The 15901-nt window shown below is 74.2% G+C and carries 13 protein-coding genes; 10 read left to right on the top strand and 3 right to left on the bottom strand.

Annotated features, from left to right (window positions below):
- The first annotated feature begins 14 nt into the window (after nt 1-14).
- From VGP36_02360 to VGP36_02350, 3 genes are read left to right on the top strand one after another with little or no spacing between them, the layout of a single operon-like run.
- A complete protein-coding gene (locus VGP36_02360; protein HEV7653566.1) occupies nt 15-1679 on the top strand; it encodes a hypothetical protein in 1665 nt (554 codons plus the stop codon).
- On the top strand, nt 1676-2644 hold the full coding sequence (locus VGP36_02355) for a hypothetical protein (GenBank protein ID HEV7653565.1): 969 nt from the start codon (nt 1676-1678) through the stop codon (nt 2642-2644). Before VGP36_02360 ends, VGP36_02355 begins: the two co-directional genes overlap by 4 nt.
- 43 nt (nt 2645-2687) lie before the next feature.
- On the top strand, nt 2688-3371 hold the full coding sequence (locus tag VGP36_02350; GenBank protein HEV7653564.1) for a UdgX family uracil-DNA binding protein: 684 nt from the start codon (nt 2688-2690) through the stop codon (nt 3369-3371).
- Nucleotides 3372-3452: 81 nt separating this feature from the next.
- On the opposite strand, the gene VGP36_02345 is transcribed toward VGP36_02350, so the two are convergent.
- Both VGP36_02345 and pdxH read right to left on the bottom strand, forming a co-directional pair.
- Nucleotides 3453-4802 carry an MFS transporter gene (locus VGP36_02345; protein ID HEV7653563.1) on the bottom strand — a complete coding sequence of 450 codons (1350 nt, stop codon included), beginning with the start codon at nt 4800-4802 and terminating at the stop codon, nt 3453-3455.
- Entirely contained in the window at nt 4799-5452 is a 654-nt protein-coding gene (gene pdxH, locus VGP36_02340) for a pyridoxamine 5'-phosphate oxidase (protein ID HEV7653562.1), read from the bottom strand. The genes VGP36_02345 and pdxH overlap by 4 nt, the downstream gene beginning before the upstream one ends.
- A 117-nt stretch (nt 5453-5569) precedes the next feature.
- On the opposite strand from pdxH, the gene VGP36_02335 reads away from it, so the two are divergent.
- The 7 genes from VGP36_02335 to VGP36_02305 all read left to right on the top strand — a co-directional run bounded on the left by VGP36_02335 (nt 5570) and on the right by VGP36_02305 (nt 14914).
- Entirely contained in the window at nt 5570-6694 is a 1125-nt protein-coding gene (locus VGP36_02335) for a citrate synthase 2 (GenBank protein HEV7653561.1), read from the top strand.
- A 15-nt stretch (nt 6695-6709) separates the two neighbouring features.
- Nucleotides 6710-7840 (top strand): phosphoserine transaminase, encoded by a 1131-nt coding sequence (gene serC / locus VGP36_02330; GenBank protein ID HEV7653560.1) that lies wholly within the window; start codon nt 6710-6712, stop codon nt 7838-7840.
- Nucleotides 7841-7872: 32 nt separating this feature from the next.
- Nucleotides 7873-8367 (top strand): SigE family RNA polymerase sigma factor, encoded by a 495-nt coding sequence (locus VGP36_02325; protein ID HEV7653559.1) that lies wholly within the window; start codon nt 7873-7875, stop codon nt 8365-8367.
- A complete protein-coding gene (locus VGP36_02320) occupies nt 8364-9443 on the top strand; it encodes a hypothetical protein (GenBank protein ID HEV7653558.1) in 1080 nt (359 codons plus the stop codon). Before VGP36_02325 ends, VGP36_02320 begins: the two co-directional genes overlap by 4 nt.
- 84 nt (nt 9444-9527) lie before the next feature.
- The gene (gene sepH / locus VGP36_02315; GenBank protein ID HEV7653557.1) at nt 9528-11267 is read left to right on the top strand and encodes a septation protein SepH; all 1740 of its coding nucleotides are present in this window, start codon (nt 9528-9530) and stop codon (nt 11265-11267) included.
- Between the two features lie 51 nt (nt 11268-11318).
- The gene (locus VGP36_02310) at nt 11319-13076 is read left to right on the top strand and encodes an ABC transporter ATP-binding protein (GenBank protein ID HEV7653556.1); all 1758 of its coding nucleotides are present in this window, start codon (nt 11319-11321) and stop codon (nt 13074-13076) included.
- Nucleotides 13073-14914 carry an ABC transporter ATP-binding protein gene (locus tag VGP36_02305; GenBank protein ID HEV7653555.1) on the top strand — a complete coding sequence of 614 codons (1842 nt, stop codon included), beginning with the start codon at nt 13073-13075 and terminating at the stop codon, nt 14912-14914. The genes VGP36_02310 and VGP36_02305 overlap by 4 nt, the downstream gene beginning before the upstream one ends.
- Here the strand turns inward: VGP36_02305 and VGP36_02300 are convergent.
- Nucleotides 14903-15733: an RNA methyltransferase gene (locus tag VGP36_02300; protein ID HEV7653554.1), complete on the bottom strand. Its 831-nt coding sequence runs from the start codon at nt 15731-15733 to the stop codon at nt 14903-14905. The two genes, VGP36_02305 and VGP36_02300, sit on opposite strands and share 12 nt — an antisense overlap.
- Between the last annotated feature and the right edge of the window lie 168 nt (nt 15734-15901).

The following is a 15901-nucleotide window of genomic DNA, read 5'->3' as shown; positions in this document are numbered from 1 at the left end:
GAGGGACGGTACGCATGGGGAACGGGTTCGTCACCGATCCCGACCAGCTCAAGTCGCTGGCGACCAAGCTCTACCAGCTCAAGGGACAGTACGACGGAATCACCGTCAGTTCCCAGGCTGAGGGCGAGGATCTCGGTAGCTGGGACATCGAGAGCGGCGTCGGCACGGTCAAGACCAAGTGGTCCCGCAAGAAGCCCGAGATCGGGCGGTTGCTGGATCAGCTCTCCAAGGGCGTGTTCGCGGCGGCCAAGGAGTACGGCTGGACCGAGGAGCAGGCCCGCAAGGACGCTGCCGACAACCCGGACGGGTCCACGCCCGGCGGGCAGTCGCCCGGTGGTGGTGGCGGCGGTGGCGGCGGTGGCGGCGGCGGAGCGGGTGCCGGCGGGTCCGGTGGAGGCTCCAGCTCCCCCGGCGGGTCCGCGTCGGCCACTCCGGTCGCGCCGCCGCCCACGGCTCCCGGCGACCCCAGGTCCCCCGGGGACGACCAGGAGTGGCACCCCGGCGGCCCCAAGGATCCGAACGACCCCACCAATTCCGGCGACCCGACGGAGCCGGGCGATCCCACGAAGCCCGGGGACCCGACCTCACCCGGGGACCCGACCAAGCCGACGGACACCGACGGCGACGGCACCCCGGACTACCAGGACACCGATTCCGACAACGACGGGATCCCGGACTCGCAGGAGGGCGGCATGACGTCGCCCGGCGACCCGACCAGTCCGGGCGACCCGACCGGCTCCGGGACCGGGACGACGCCCGGTGGTGACCCGACGAGCCCTGGCGACCCGGCGAATCCTGCGGACCCGACGGGCCCCGGCGATCCGACGAGCCCGGTCGACACCGACGGCGACGGGACGCCCGACTACCAGGACACCGACTCCGACAACGACGGCATCCCCGACTCGGTCGAGAAGGGTGGCAACCCGGACGCGTCGATGAGCCCGGGCGGCACCATCCACCCGGGCGACACGACCGGCGGCACCGTCCCCGGAGACCCGACCGGCGGGGCGACCCACCCCGGCGACCCGACCGGAGCGAGCAGCTACCCCGGCGGCCCGGCGACCCACCCGGGCGACCCGACGGGCGGGAGCAGCTACCCGACGGATGTCACGGGCACGGCGACGCACCCGGGCGACAGCACGATCGGATCCACCTACCCGACCGACACAGGCGGGCTCACCGGCGGCGGATCGATGGATTCGGCCGGGACGCCGATGGCGCCCACGGACGTCGCGCCGAGCACGCCGGTCGGCGTGATCGGTGCCGACAGCACCGGGACCGATTTCGGAGGCGGCGGCTCGGACCTGTCCGGTTCGGGCGGCGTGGACCCGGGGACCGGCGCTGACGCCGGGTCCCCGATCGGGGGCGGGAGCGGGTCCGTCGGCGGCGGGGGTTCCGTCGGCGGCCCCGTCCCGGACACGGCCGCCAGCACACCGGTCGACCCGTCCGCCATCACCGGCGGCGGCACGGTCGGTTCCGGATCGGGCACGGTAGGCGTCGGCGGCGAGGCCACCGGCGGTGGCACGGCCGCGGTCGCCGGCGCCAACGGCCTTCCGGTCGCCGCCGCGGTGGCGCCGGTCGGCGTGCTGGGGGCGGCCGGTGCCGCGGCCTGGGCCGTGCACCGCAAGCGGGCCCAGGACAAGGACGAGGCGGCCGAGGACGAGGAGGACTACCTGTGAGCGGGCGGGATCAGTGCTTCGCGCTTCCGGAGCTGCAGCAGTGGGAGACGGCGCAGACCGACAACTACGTCTGGGGTGACCCGGCCGCGATCCAGGCCTACGGAAAGGGCCTCGACACGGCCGGCGGCGCGCTCGGCAGCATCGCCGGCGACCTCGGCGGGATGAACGTCGCCGACTTCTGGACCGGTCCCGCGGCCCAGGCGTTCACCGAGCTCAAGGGGCGGCTCACGCCGGCCGTACGCGGGTTGGCCGACATGCACGACGACGCCGCCACGGCGCTGAACACCTGGCAGCAGCACCTCGGTGTCTACAAGGAGGACTGCGCCACCGCGATCACCACCGGTCGGGCCGGCTGGCACCTCTACCAGACGACCTCCTGCGACAACGCCGATGCGCAGACCAAGATGAACAACGGCAAGACCGGCATCACCAACGCCGAGAGCGGGCGGGACACCGCCGGGCGGACCTGCAAGACCGCGCTGGAGGCGGCGGCCGCGAAGGCGGACGTGCCGACCGCGCCGCCGACGCCCGCGGGCGTACCGGGCCAGATCTCCACCACGCCCGGCCAGGTCGGCACCGCGCCGTCCGGGCGGGAGCCGGTGCCGCTCACCGGTCCGATCCCGGCCGGCCAGCCCCGGCCGTACGTGGACCCGGCCAACGGCAAGATCGTGAAACCGCGACCAGGTCCGTGGGCGATCGGCAAGCAGCCCTGGGACTACGCCGACGGGACGCCGGCGCCGAGCATCGTCACCCAGCCCGTCTCCCAGAACCCGTACATTCCGTCGACGCCGCCGGCGGACACGTCGACGCTCGGCATCTCGCCGTCCGGGAAGCCCCCGGTGCCGTTCACCGGGCCGACCGCGGACGGCAAGCCGCGCTACGTCGACCCGGTCAACGGGCGGATCGTCGTCCCCGCGATGGGGCCGTACGCGACGGGCAAGCGGCCCTGGGTCTACCAGAACTGACCCTCGGCGTTTGGCGCGCTGCAGTGGGGAAGAATGCTCGGACATGGCGACCACGGAGTTCGAAGTCGCGGTGCCGCCCGCCGGCGTCGGCCTCGACGGGGTGCGGGAAGCGGCGTCGCACTGCCACGCGTGCCCGCTGTGGGAGCCGGCCACCCAGACCGTCTTCGGCAAAGGGCCGGCCGACGCGCGCGTGTTCTTCATCGGCGAGGTGCCGGGCGACGTCGAGGACCGCAAGGGCGAGCCGTTCGTCGGACCGGCCGGGCGGCTGCTCGACCGGGCACTGGAGGAAGCGGGCATCGACCGCGGCCAGACGTACGTGACGAACGCGGTCAAGCACTTCCGGTTCACCCTGAACGGCAAGCGGCGGCTGCACGAGACGCCCGGGCCCGAGCACGTCGCGGCCTGCCGGCCCTGGCTCGACGCCGAGCTCGCGCTGGTTGACCCCGAGCTGGTGATCTGCCTCGGCGCGACCGCGGCCAAGGCGATGTTCGGGCCGTCCTTCCGGATCACCAAGCAGCGCGGTCAGCTCGTGCCGCTCGACCCGCCCGGTGGGCTCGGCGGGGAGGGATCCCTGTTCGACGAGCCCGAGGATGCCGCGGTCAACTCCGCCTGGATCATGGCGACGGCGCACCCGTCCTCGGTCCTGCGGGTCCCCGAAGCAGGACGCCAAGCGGCCTACGACGCGCTCGTCGCCGACCTCCGCATCGGCGCCAACGCCCTCGCCTGAGGAGCGGCCTCCAGGCCGCGACGCGGGATTGGGCAGGGACAGGTCCCACGCGGCGAACGAGCCGGCGGGGGAGGGTAGGCGTCAGCGGTCGGACGGGGCGCGGAGGGCGGCCTCGTCGGCGGTGACGGGAGGCATCGATGGCTCGGTCTCGCCGACCAGGGGGTCCTCGGGGTCCGGCGTGCTGGCCTGGGCGATCGAGGCGTCGTAGTGCCGGAATGCCGGCACCAGCGCGGCCGCGACGATCACCAGTACGACCGAGGCGATCCCGCCCGCGACCCAGGAGAACGTCGCCCCGGCCACCGCCGCGGTCGCCCCCGCCCGCAGGTCGCCCAGCCGCGGGCCGCCCGCGACCACCACCACGAACACGCCCTGCAACCGGCCGCGCATCTCGTCCGGCGCGTACACCTGCAGGATCGTCTGCCGGAGCACGGCCGAGACCAGGTCGGCGGCGCCGGCCACCGCGAGCAGCGCGACCGTGATCCAGAGCGTCTTGCCGAGCCCGGCCAGCGCCACCGCGGTCCCCCAGCCGATGATCGCGCAGGTCAGCGCCACGCCCTGGCGCTTGACCCGGCCGATCCAGCCCGAGGACAGCCCGCCGACCACGGCCCCGATCGAGATCGCCGCGAACAGCCACCCGACCGCGGACGGCCCGCCGAACCGGGTCTCGGCCACCTCCGGGAACAGCGCCCGCGGCATCGCGAACACCATCGCCAGGATGTCCATCCCGAACGACATGAGCAGCACCGGCCGCTGCACGATGAACCGCAGCCCGTCGATCACCGACCGCAGCCCGGGCTTGGCCAGGTGCGCGGCCCCGGCCAGCGGCGGCAGCGGCGGCAACCGGAGCGCGGCGTACAGCGCGACGGTGAACAGGACGGCGTCGGTCGCGTACGCCACGGCGAACCCGCCGAAGCGGGCGATGACCACACCGGCCAGCAATGGCCCGGCGACGGTGCCGACGTTGGTGACGGTGAAGTTCAGCGTGTTCGCCGCCGGCACCTCGGCGCGGTCCAGCAGCCGGGGCAGGATCGCGTTGCGGGTCGGCGAGGCGACCGCGAACGCGGCCGACTGGATCCCGACCAGCACCAGGATGATCGGCAGGGAGTCCATCCCGGACACCGCCTGGGCCAGCAGCCCGAGTGTGGCGAACCAGGTCAGCGTGGCCGAGATCAGCAGCAGCTTGCGCCGGTCGACCGCGTCGGCGACCGCGCCGCCCCAGAGCCCGAACACGATCAGCGGCACCAGCCCGACCAGGCCGAGGATGCCGACCCAGAACGAGGACGCGGTGATCGCGTACACCTGCACCGGGACGGCGACGGCGGTGACCTGGAACCCGACGAATGACACGCCCTGCCCGATGAACAGCCGGCGGTAGTCGTGGTGGCGCAGCGGCCCGGTGTCGATCGCGATCCGACGCAGCCGACCGCTCACGGGGACAGCCGCTCGACGACCCAGTCCGCCGGTGGCGCGGCCAGCCGGAACCGCAGCCGGTCGTGCAACCGGGCCGGCCGGCCCTGCCAGAACTCGACCGAGTCCGGCGTGACCCGGAACCCGCCCCAGTTCGCCGGGGCCGGCACCTCGTCCGGATAGCGTTCGGCCAGCGCGGCGGCGGCCGATTCGAGCACGGCCCGGGACGCGACCACCGAGGACTGCGCGCTGGACGCGGACGCGACCTGGCTGTCCCGCGGTCGGGAGTGGAAGTAGGCCGCCGACTCGGCCGCGGACACCCGCGCTGCGGTCCCGGTCACGATCACCTGACGCTCCAGCGGCACCCACGAGAACACGAGCGCGACCTGCGGGTTCGCGGTCAGCTCCCGGCCCTTGCGGGAGTCGTAGTTGGTGAAGAACACGAGCCCGTCCGCATCGAACCCGCGCAGCAGGACGGTCCGGACCGACGGCTGCCCGGACGGTGCGGCTGTCGCCACCACCATCGCGTTCGGCTCGAGGACGAGATCGGACGCCGAGGCCTCGGCGAACCAGCGGGTGAACTGCGTCACCCAGTCCGCCGCCAGCCCCTCCTCGGACAGGGATCCGCGACCGTACGACCGGCGCACGCTGGTCAGCGAGCTGAGTTCGGGCACCCCCCGATTTTCCTCCTCAGGACGCGCCGACGCGCACCGGTGTCGTCAACGGCACTGCGGGTGGGCAAGATGACAGGCGATCGCGACCGCACCCGTCGAGACGCTGGGAGACACCCGATGCCGGAGGACTTCAAGCCCGGGCTGGAGGGCGTCGTCGCCTTCGAGACCGAGATCGCCGAGCCGGACAAGGAGGGCAACGCGCTGCGCTACCGCGGCGTGGACATCGAGGACCTCGTCGGCCGGGTCGCGTTCGGCAACGTCTGGGGCCTGCTCGTCGACGGCGAGTTCAACCCCGGCCTGCCGCCGGCCGAGCCGTTCCCGATCCCGGTGCACTCCGGCGACATCCGGGTCGACGTGCAGAGCGCGATCGCGATGATGGCGCCGTACTGGGGGCTCGGGCAGTTCACCGACATCGACGACGAGCAGGCCCGCGAGGACCTGGCCCGGATCTCGGTCACCGCGATGTCGTTCGTGGCCCAGTCCGCCCGCGGCCTCGGCCTGCCGGCCGTACCGCAGAAGCGGATCGACCAGGCCAAGACGATCGTCGAGCGGTTCATGATCCGCTGGCGGGGCGAGCCCGACCCGGCCCACATCAAGGCTGTCGACGCGTACTTCGTCTCGGCCGCCGAGCACGGGCTGAACGCGTCCACGTTCACCGCCCGGATCGTCGCCTCCACCGGGGCCGACGGGGCGGCCGCGATCTCGGCCGCGATCGGGGCCCTGTCCGGCCCACTGCACGGCGGCGCGCCCTCGCGGGTGCTGAAGATGCTCGACGACGTCGAGAAGTCCGGCGACGCCGTCGGCTACGTCAAGGGCCTGCTGGACCGCAAGGAGCGGCTGATGGGCTTCGGGCACCGGGTCTACCGGGCCGAGGACCCCCGCGCCCGCACGCTGCGGCGCACGGCCCAGGAGCTCGGCTCCCGCCGGGTCGAGGTCGCCGAGGCGCTGGAGAAGGCCGCGATCGAGGAGCTCACCGCCCGCTACCCCGACCGTCCACTCCGGACGAACGTGGAGTTCTGGTCCGCGGTGGTGCTGGACTTCGCGGAAGTCCCACCGCACATGTTCACGTCGATGTTCACCTGCGCGCGCACGGCCGGGTGGAGCGCGCACATCATGGAGCAGAAGCGGCTGAACAAGCTCATCCGGCCCTCGGCCCGCTACCTGGGCCCCGGCCCGCGCAAGCCCGAGGACGTCGAGGGCTGGGCCGAGATGCCCCCCGAGTACAAGACCGAGAAGGACTAGCCGCACCATGGAGGGGTGACCTCAGCTCCTCGGATCCAGCTGCCCGACGACCTCAAGCCCCGTGACGGCCGGTTCGGCTGCGGGCCCTCCAAGGTGCGCCCGGAGGCCCTGGCCGCGCTGGCCGGCGCGGGTGCCGCGGTGATGGGCACGTCGCACCGGCAGGCTCCGGTCAAGGACCTCGTGCACCGCGTCCGGACCGGGCTGTCCGCGCTGTTCTCCGCGCCGGACGGGTACGAGGTCGTGCTGGGCAACGGCGGGGCGACCGCGTTCTGGGACGCCGCGGCGTACGGGCTGGTGCGGGAGCGGTCCGAGCACCTCGCGTTCGGTGAGTTCGGCTCGAAGTTCGCCGACGTGACCACCGGCGCGCCGTTCCTCGGCGAGCCGGTGCTGGTCAAGGCCGACGCCGGCAGCGCGCCGTCGGTGCGGCCCGAGCCCGGCGTGGACGCGTACGCCTGGCCGCACAACGAGACCTCCACCGGCGTGATGACCTCGGTCGTCCGTCCGACCGGGACGGACGCGGGCGCGCTCGTGCTCGTCGACGCCACCTCGGGCGCCGGCGGGCTGCCCGTCGACGTCAGCCAGGCCGACGTCTACTACTTCGCGCCGCAGAAGAACTTCGGCTCCGACGGCGGGCTCTGGCTGGGCCTGTTCTCGCCGGCCGCGCGGGAGCGGGTGGCGCAGCTCGCCGGCAGCGACCGGTGGATCCCGCCGTCGCTGGACCTGGCGACCGCGCTGGACAACTCGGCCAAGGACCAGACGTACAACACCCCGGCGGTGGCGACGCTCTGGCTGCTGGCCGACCAGATCGAGTGGATCAACGGCAACGGCGGGCTGGACTGGGCCGTGGGGCGGACCACCGACTCCTCGAACCGGCTCTACACCTGGGCCGAGAAGTCGCCGTACGCGACGCCGTTCGTCACCGACCCGGCGCTGCGCTCGCTGGTGGTCGGCACGATCGACTTCGCCGACTCGGTCGACGCCGCCGCGGTGGCGAAGGTGCTGCGGGCGAACGGGATCGTGGACACCGAGCCGTACCGGAAGCTGGGCCGCAACCAGCTGCGGATCGGCATGTTCCCGGCCGTCGACCCGGACGACGTCGAGGCCTTGACCGCCTGCATCGACTTCGTCCTCGACAAGCTCGCATAGTCCGGCCGCCTCGCCGCGTCTGTCCGGATGTGATGGACGCGGAGGCGGAACGGGAGTTCCGGGAGTTCGTCGCGGCCCGCGCGGGCGCGCTGTTCCGGTCGGCGTACCTGCTGACCGGGCAGCGGGAGGCGGCCGAGGACCTGCTGCAGACCGTGCTGGCCAAGGTCGCGCTGCGGTGGTCGCGCATCGACGGGCCGCCGGACCCGTACGTGCGCAAGGCGCTCTACCACGAGCAGGTCGGACGCTGGCGGCGACGCGGGCGCGAGGTCTTCGGGGTCCCGGAGACGGTCGCTCCCGGTGACCACGCCGCCAGCACCGACCTCCGGCTCTCGCTGGCCGCGGCGCTGCGCACGCTGACCGTCCGGCAGCGGGCCGTGATCGTGCTGCGCTACGTCGACGACCTGCCCGAGGCCGAGGTCGCGGCCGCGCTGGACGTCTCCGTCGGCACCGTGCGCAGCACCGCCTCCCGGGCCCTGGCCCGGCTGCGCAGCACCTGTCCCGAACTGGTCGAGGAGGCGACGCGATGAACCACGACCTGCTCCGGACCGCGCTGCGCGAGCTCGGCGACGTACCGCCACCGGCCGACCTGGCCGGGTCCGCGCTGGCCCGGGCCCGCCGGGATCACCGCCGCCGGCTCGTCGCGGCCGTCGCCGCGGTGGTCGCGATCACCGCGCTGGCCGTGGCCGTCCCGGTAGCGCTGCGGCCGGACCGGGCCGGGCCGCCCGCGACGCCCGCGCCCACCTCCGCCGGGCCGGTGGTCGCGGCGTTCACCGGGATCGGCCCGGACCCGTTCACCGCGTACAGCCTGCTGCGCGACCCGGCCACCTCCCGGTACGTACGGATCGGCGTCCCGGACCTGTCGCCGAGCCCGGACGGCCGCCGGGTCGTGGTCCGCTCCGGCGGCGTCGAGGGCAGCCCCGGCTACCCGTCGACGTTCGGGGTCGCCGACCGGGGCGCGCTGCTGCGGGACGGTCTGACCGCGGTGCGCTGGCTCGACCCCGCGGTGCAGACCGTGGCCGCGCCGCTGCCGCGGTGGTCGCCGGACGGGACCCGGCTGGCCTACTCCTCGATCCGCAAGGGCGAGGACGTCGTCCGGGCCGGGGTGGTGAACGCGGCGACCGGTCGCACGGAGGCCACGTTCACGATCCCGGAGCGGTGCTCGGACTGCGACCTGTCCTGGTCCGCCGACGGGCGCGAGCTCGGCCTCGTCCGGACGAACGGCGGCGTGCAGTTCTACGACCTCACCGGTCGCCCGGCGACCCGGTGGGGGGCGCCGGACGCGGTCATCGCGCCGGACTGGTGGGCCGTGTCCCCGGACCGGCGGCGGTTCCTCGCGGACCGGCCGACGGGCGCGGGGCAGGAGATCATGGACGCCCGCACCGGCGCGTTCCTGACACCGCTGGAGGGCCTCGGCACGATCGTCGGCTGGTCCGGCGACGCCGCGCTGGTCCGGGTCCGCTGGGCCGACGACGGGCTCCAGGGCAGTCCGGACGCGCCCGCGCACACCGTGGTGGCGCTGGAGATCATCACGGTGGACGGCCGGGTGCTGCGCCGGATCCCGGTCCCGGGCGAGGTCGCGGCCGCGGAGGTCCGGCTCGGCTGAACGGGCGTGTCGGAGCCGGACGGGGCTCCGTACGGACCCTAGCCTTGAGCTACGACGATTCTCGACGAGCCGGAGGCGGGGGAATTGCGACAGCTGCGATTCGTCGGGCTCGCCGAGGACGGCGCCAGCCTGTTGCTGGAAAGCCCGACCGGGGAGTCCTACCGACTGCCCGTCGACGAGCGGGTCCGGGCAGCCTGCCGCGGTGACCTGACCCGGCTCGGCCAGATCGAGATCGAGATGGACAACCCGCTGCGGCCGCGCGAGATCCAGGTGCGCGTCCGGGGCGGCGAGTCGGCCGAGCAGGTCGCGGCCGCGTCGGGGATGCCGCTGGACCGGGTGCTGCGGTTCGCGTACGCGGTGCTGCAGGAGCGGGACCGCGTCGCCGCGCAGGCCCGGACCACCGCGATCCGGCCGCCGGCGCCCCAGGAGCTCGGCGACCTGGTCGAGGAACGGCTGATCAGCCGCGGTACGGACGCGAGCACGCTGCAGTGGGACGCCTGGCGGCGCGAGGACGGGCGCTGGGCCGTACGGCTGGCGTGGCGGCACAGCGACCGGGGCCACGAGGCGAACTGGAGCCTCGACCTGGCCCGGCGGGCGCTGCTGCCGGAGGACCCGGCGGCCGAGCAGCTGAGCGCGAAGGAGTTCCACGCGCGCACGATCACCGCGGTGACGCCGCTGGCGGTCGCGGCACGGGCGGCCGACGGGCCGACGCGGCGCCGCGGCCCCGAGCCCAACCACCTCCCGCCGGTCGCTGACCACCGGACCGAGCGCTCCGACGCCGGTTCGGACCGGGCCGACGCCGGTCGCGGCCGGGCCGACACCGGTGGTGGACGGGCCGACACCGGTGGTGGACGGGCCGACGCCGGTCGCGGCCGGGCCGACGCCGGTGGTGGCCGGGCCGACGCCGACGCCGGTACCGGCCGGGCCGACGCCGGTCGCGGACGGCTCGGCGAGCGACGGGGACAGGACGCGACCGGACGGGACGAGGGCAAGCAAGCCCTCGCCGATCGGGCCGACGCCGGCGGTGGGTCCGCCCCGATCGGTGGCGCCGCGTCCTCGCGCACGGCGCCGGCGGACAGTTCCCCTCCAACCGTGTCGGTCGGCAACACCGCACTGGACACTTCGGCCGAGAGCGCTCCGGACGCACGGCCGGAGACGGTCCGGACCTCGACCGAGTCGCAGCAGACGCCCGCCGGGACGGCTGAGCGGAGCGGTCGGCCGAGCCTGGACGAGATCCGCGCCGGCGCCGCTCGCCCCGGCTCCGATCGCCGGGCCGGCCCGACCCAGGTCGCCGCCGCCCGCGCGGCGACGCGTACCCGGACCACCGCCGAGCGGCGCCCCACCGGCGGCGCTCGCCCGGATCGGTCCGCCGACGGCACCCGCGACCAACCGGCCGGCAGCGAGAGCCCGACGGCCAGCAGCGCTGCCCGCGCCGAGAGCCCGACGACCGGCAGCGCTGCCCGCGCCGAAGGCCCGGTGGCCGAGAGCCCGACCCGGAACGGGCGCCCGACCCGGAACGGGAGCCCGACCCGGAACGGGAGCCCGGGCCGTGTGGCGAACCCGGCTGAGGAGCGGCGGCCGATCCGGCGGGGCGACGGCATCCGTACCGGCCGGACGGCCGAGACACCGGCCGAGACGCGGACGGAGACGCCGGCCGAGACGCGGACGGAGACGCCGACAGACGACGAGGACGTACGGCGGATCGCCGCCGGCGGCGGCACGATCCCGCTGCCCGTCGGCCCGTCCGCCGATGACGACCGCGCCCGCCGGGCCACGGTCCCGTCCTGGGACGACATCCTGCTCGGGGTCCGACGAAAGCACTGAGTCCAGAAACTCAGGTGATACTCGCGCCCGCGACGGTTAACGTCAGTCATCGTGTCCCAGCGCCGAACGACCTATACCTCGCTCCGGCGCACGGGGACGTACGCGAAGCCGTATCGCGCCGGTTTCCTCGCCATGACCGCCGCCGCGCTGGCCTCCGAGCTCGCCCCCGCGGCGGTCCCGCTGATCGCGCAGCGGGTCGTCGACGACGCGATCCGGACCCATGACCGCGGCGCGCTGCTGCCCCTGTCCGGACTGGCCCTGCTGCTCGGCGCGCTGGAGGCGCTGGCCGTTCTGGTCCGCCGCTGGGTGATGAGCAAGGCCGCGCTCGGGGTCGAGACCGACATCCGCCGCGACCTGTACGGACACCTGCAGGGTCTGCCGGTCTCGTTCCACGACCGCTGGCAGTCCGGGCAGCTGCTGTCCCGGGCGACCGAGGACCTGTCCACGATCCGCCGGTTCCTCGGCTTCGCGCTGGTCTTCCTGGTGGTGAACTCGACCGTCTGCGTGGTGGTCGGGATCCTGCTGTTCTTCTCGTACTGGCCGCTGGCGCTCGTGGTGGTCGTCTTCGCGGTCCCGCTGGTGATCACCACGCGGCACTTCGAGGTCCGCTACTCGACAATCTCCCGCCGGGCCCAGGACCTCGGCGGCGAGCTGACCACGAGCGTCGAGGAGTCGGCCGGCGGCATCGGCACGATCCGCTCGTTCGGCCGCCGGAAGCTGGTGCTGGGCCGGTTCATGAACCAGGCCAAGGAGCTGCGCGAGGTCCAGCTGGAGAAGGTCCGGGTGCTGGCCTACTTCTGGGCCGTGCTCGAGATCTTCCCCCAGATCGTGCTCGCGCTGGTGACGCTCGGCGGCGGCATCGCGGTCGCGAACGGTCAGCTGAGCCTGGGCGGGCTGGTCGCGTTCGTCTCGCTGTTCCTGATGCTGCAGTGGCCGATCGACTCGCTGGGCTGGCTGACCGCGCAGGCCCAGGAGGCCGAGACCGCGGCCGAGCGAGTGTACGAGGTGCTCGACACGCCGTCCGCCGTGCTCGACCGCCCCGGCGTGCAGCCGATGCGGGCGGTCTCCGGGCGGCTGCGGCTGGACGGCGTCGGCTTCCGCTACCCCGGCGGCGACCACGACGTGCTGCACGACGTGACGCTGGACATCGCCCCGGGCGAGACGGTCGCGCTGGTCGGCGCCACCGGCTCGGGCAAGACCACGCTCACCGCCCTCATCCCCCGCCTGTACGACGTGACCGCGGGCCGGGTGCTGCTCGACGACACCGACGTCCGGGACATCCCGCTGGCGCAGCTGCGCCAGGCTGTCGCGGTCGCGTTCGAGGAGCCGACGCTGTTCTCGGTCAGCGCCCGGGAGAACCTCACCTTCGGCCGCCCCGACGCGACCGACGCGGAGGTCGAGGAGGCGCTGCGGGTCGCCCAGGCCGAGTTCGTGTACGACCTGCCCTGGGGCCTGGACACCCGCCTCGGCGAGCAGGGGCTGACCCTCTCCGGCGGCCAGCGGCAGCGGCTGGCGCTGGCCCGGGCGGTGCTCGGGCGGCCGCGGGTGCTGGTGCTGGACGACCCGCTGTCGGCGCTGGACGTGCACACCGAGGCGCTGGTCGAGCAGGCGCTGCGCCGCGTGCTGAGCGGCACCACGGCGCTGGTCGTGGCCCACCGGGCCTCGACCGTGCTGCTCGCCGACCGGGTGGCGCTGCTGATCGACGGCACCCTGGCCGCGGTCGGCACCCACTCGGAGCTGCTCGCGGAGGTCCCCGCGTACCGGGACCTGCTGGCTCAGGAGTCCGACCTGGAGGAGGTGGGGACGTGACCGCGGTGGAGAACGCGACGGGAGCGATCGAGGACAAGGACTGGCGGGGCGTCGCCGCCGAGGACGTCGACGAGCTGCCGGAGAAGATCAGCATCGTGCTGCGGGCCCGCAGCCGGCGGCTGCTGGGCAGCCTGCTGCGCCCGCACCGCAAGGCGCTGTGGGTCGTGCTCGTGCTGGTGCTGCTGCAGAACGGCGCCGCGATGGTGGGCCCGTGGTTGGTGGGCGTCGGCATCGACCGGGGCATCCCGGCGCTGAGGAACGGCGACTGGCGCCCGCTGCTCACCGTCGGCGGCGTGCTGCTGCTCGCGGCCGTCGCGGACGCCTTGCTGCGCGCCCTGTTCCTGCTGCGCGCGGGCCGGATCGGGCAGGCCGTGCTGCTGGACCTGCGCCGGCGGCTGTTCGACCACGTGCAGCGGCTCTCGCCGGCCTTCCACGAGCGCTACACCTCGGGCCGGGTGATCGCCCGGCTCACCTCGGACGTGGACGCGCTCAACGAGCTGCTCGACGAGGGCCTGGACGGGCTGGTCACCGCGCTGCTCTCGGTGGTCTCGATCGGCATCATCCTGATGGTGCTGGACCTGCCGCTGGCGCTGGTCACGCTGGCCACGTTCCTGCCGCTGTACGTGCTCTCGCGCTGGTTCCGGAGCCGCTCCTTCGCCGCGTACCGGCGGACGCGGGAAACGAACTCGGCCCTGATCGTGCAGTTCGTGGAGTCCCTGGCCGGGATCCGGGCGGTGCAGGCGTTCCGCCGGGAGCCCCGCAATGGGCAGATCTTCGAGCAGCTGAACGACGACGTCCGGGCCTCGAACGCGACCTCGTTCCGGCTGATGGCACTGTTCGTGCCGGGAGTGGCGATCCTGGCCACGATCGCCACCGTGACCGTCCTGTTCTACGGCGGCCACCGGGTCCTCGACGGCGACATGCAGGTCGGCGTGCTCACCGCGTTCCTGCTCTACCTGCGCCGGTTCTTCGACCCGATGCAGGACATCGCGGTGTTCTTCAACTCCTTCCAGTCGGCCAGCGCGGCGCTGGAGAAGCTGTCCGGGGTGCTGGAGGAGCAGCCGTCGGTGCCCGAGCCGGCCGACCCGACGCCGCTGCCGGACGCCCACGGCGAGGTCGCGTTCCGGGCCCTGCGCTTCGGCTACCGGGACACGGTCGTGCTGCCGAACCTGGACGTGACGATCCCGGCCGGCCAGACGGTCGCGCTGGTCGGCGCGACCGGGGCCGGCAAGACCACGGTGGCCCGGCTGCTGTCCCGCTTCTACGACCCGCTCGCCGGCCAGGTGCTGCTGGACGGGATCGACCTGCGGCAGCTGTCCGAGTCGGACCTGCGCCGCTCGGTGGTGCTGGTGACGCAGGAGAACTTCCTGTTCTCCGGCTCGGTCGCCGACAACATCGCCTTCGGGCGGCCCGAGGCGACCCGGGAGCAGATCGTCGCGGCCGCCCGGGCCATCGGCGCGGACGAGTTCATCAGCGCGCTGCCGGAGGGGTACGACACGGACGTCCGCAAGCGCGGTGGCCGGCTCTCGGCCGGGCAGCGGCAGCTGGTCGCGTTCGCCCGGGCGTTCCTGGCCGACCCGGCCGTGCTGATCCTGGACGAGGCGACCTCGTCGCTGGACGTGCCGAGCGAGCGGGCCGTGCAGCGGGCGCTGCGCACGATCCTGACCGAGCGGACCTCGCTGATCATCGCGCACCGGCTGTCCACGGTGGAGATCGCGGACCGGGTGCTGGTGATGGAGGCCGGCCGGATCGTCGAGGACGGCTCGCCGGACGAACTGGTCGGCGGCGAGGGCCGGTTCGCCGGCCTGCACCGGGCCTGGCGGGACTCACTCGTCTAAACTGGTTTCTTGGTCGTTTCGCCGGTTGGCTTGCGGGAGCCGCAGCTGGTGGATCGCGATGGCGGCGGCGGTGGCCACGTTCAGGGAGTCGACGCCGTCCGCCATCGGGATCCGCACCCGCCCGTCCGCCGCGGCCAGCGCCTCCTCGCTCAGGCCCGGCCCCTCGGCCCCGAGCAGCAACGCCAGCCGGGGCGTCGAGGGGTCCACAGTGGACAGCGGTACGGACGGCGGGTGCGGCGCCAGCGCGAGCACCGTGAACCCCGCGAGCGCCGAGCGCAGCGCGGCCCAGGTCGGCACGTGCACGAACGGCACCCGCAGCACGTGCCCCATCGAGACCCGTACCGACCGGCGGTAGAGCGGGTCGGCGCAGCGCGGCCCGAGCAGCACCGCGTCGACCCCGAGGCCGGCCGCGTTGCGGAACAGCGAGCCGAGGTTCTCGTGGTCGTTGACGCCCTCCAGGACGAGCAGCCGGCGGGCGGCGGCCAGCAGCGGCGCCAGCGCCGGCTCGGGCGCGCGGTCGGCCGAGGCGAGCACGCCCCGGTTGAGGTTGAAGCCGACCGTGCGCGCCAGCACGTCCGCGGTGGTGGCGTAGACCGGCACCGGCAGCCCACGGAGGTCCGGGTCCAGGTCGGCCAGCCGGGCCGCGACGCCCAGCACGGCCCGCGGCCGGTACGGCGAGTCGAGCAGCCGCCGGACCACCGGCACGCCCTCGGCGATCACCAGCCCGCGGCCGCCCGGGAGGTCGGGCCGGCGGTCGGCGGAGGTGAGATCGCGGAAGTCGGCGATCCGTGGATCACCCGGGTCGGTCACCGTATGCATGGGTCGTCTCCGGACCCGCTCCTCGGGCGGTGGTCCCGGGATGCCACCGCGGGCAGTCCTGCGATGCTCACTCCCCCGTCGACTCGCGTCCTGCACCCGGTGAGGCTATCCAGCCCACTCCGAACGGCCGCCCCGCCTCACGATTCCGTCACGGAACCCCCTGTACGG

Source organism: Mycobacteriales bacterium, from assembly GCA_035995165.1.
GTDB lineage: Bacteria > Actinomycetota > Actinomycetes > Mycobacteriales > CADCTP01 > CADCTP01.
This window is presented reverse-complemented; position numbering and strand designations above follow the sequence as displayed.

Bases quoted from the DNA above. Each gene is read 5' to 3' on its own strand.
- VGP36_02360 (HEV7653566.1), top strand. From the start codon at position 15: ATGGGGAACGGGTTCGTCACCGATCCCGACCAGCTCAAGTCGCTGGCG.
- VGP36_02350 (HEV7653564.1), top strand. From the start codon at position 2,688: ATGGCGACCACGGAGTTCGAAGTCGCGGTGCCGCCCGCCGGCGTCGGC.
- VGP36_02335 (HEV7653561.1), top strand. From the start codon at position 5,570: ATGCCGGAGGACTTCAAGCCCGGGCTGGAGGGCGTCGTCGCCTTCGAG.
- VGP36_02325 (HEV7653559.1), top strand. From the start codon at position 7,873: ATGGACGCGGAGGCGGAACGGGAGTTCCGGGAGTTCGTCGCGGCCCGC.
- VGP36_02320 (HEV7653558.1), top strand. From the start codon at position 8,364: ATGAACCACGACCTGCTCCGGACCGCGCTGCGCGAGCTCGGCGACGTA.
- VGP36_02300 (HEV7653554.1), bottom strand. From the start codon at position 15,733: ATGCATACGGTGACCGACCCGGGTGATCCACGGATCGCCGACTTCCGC.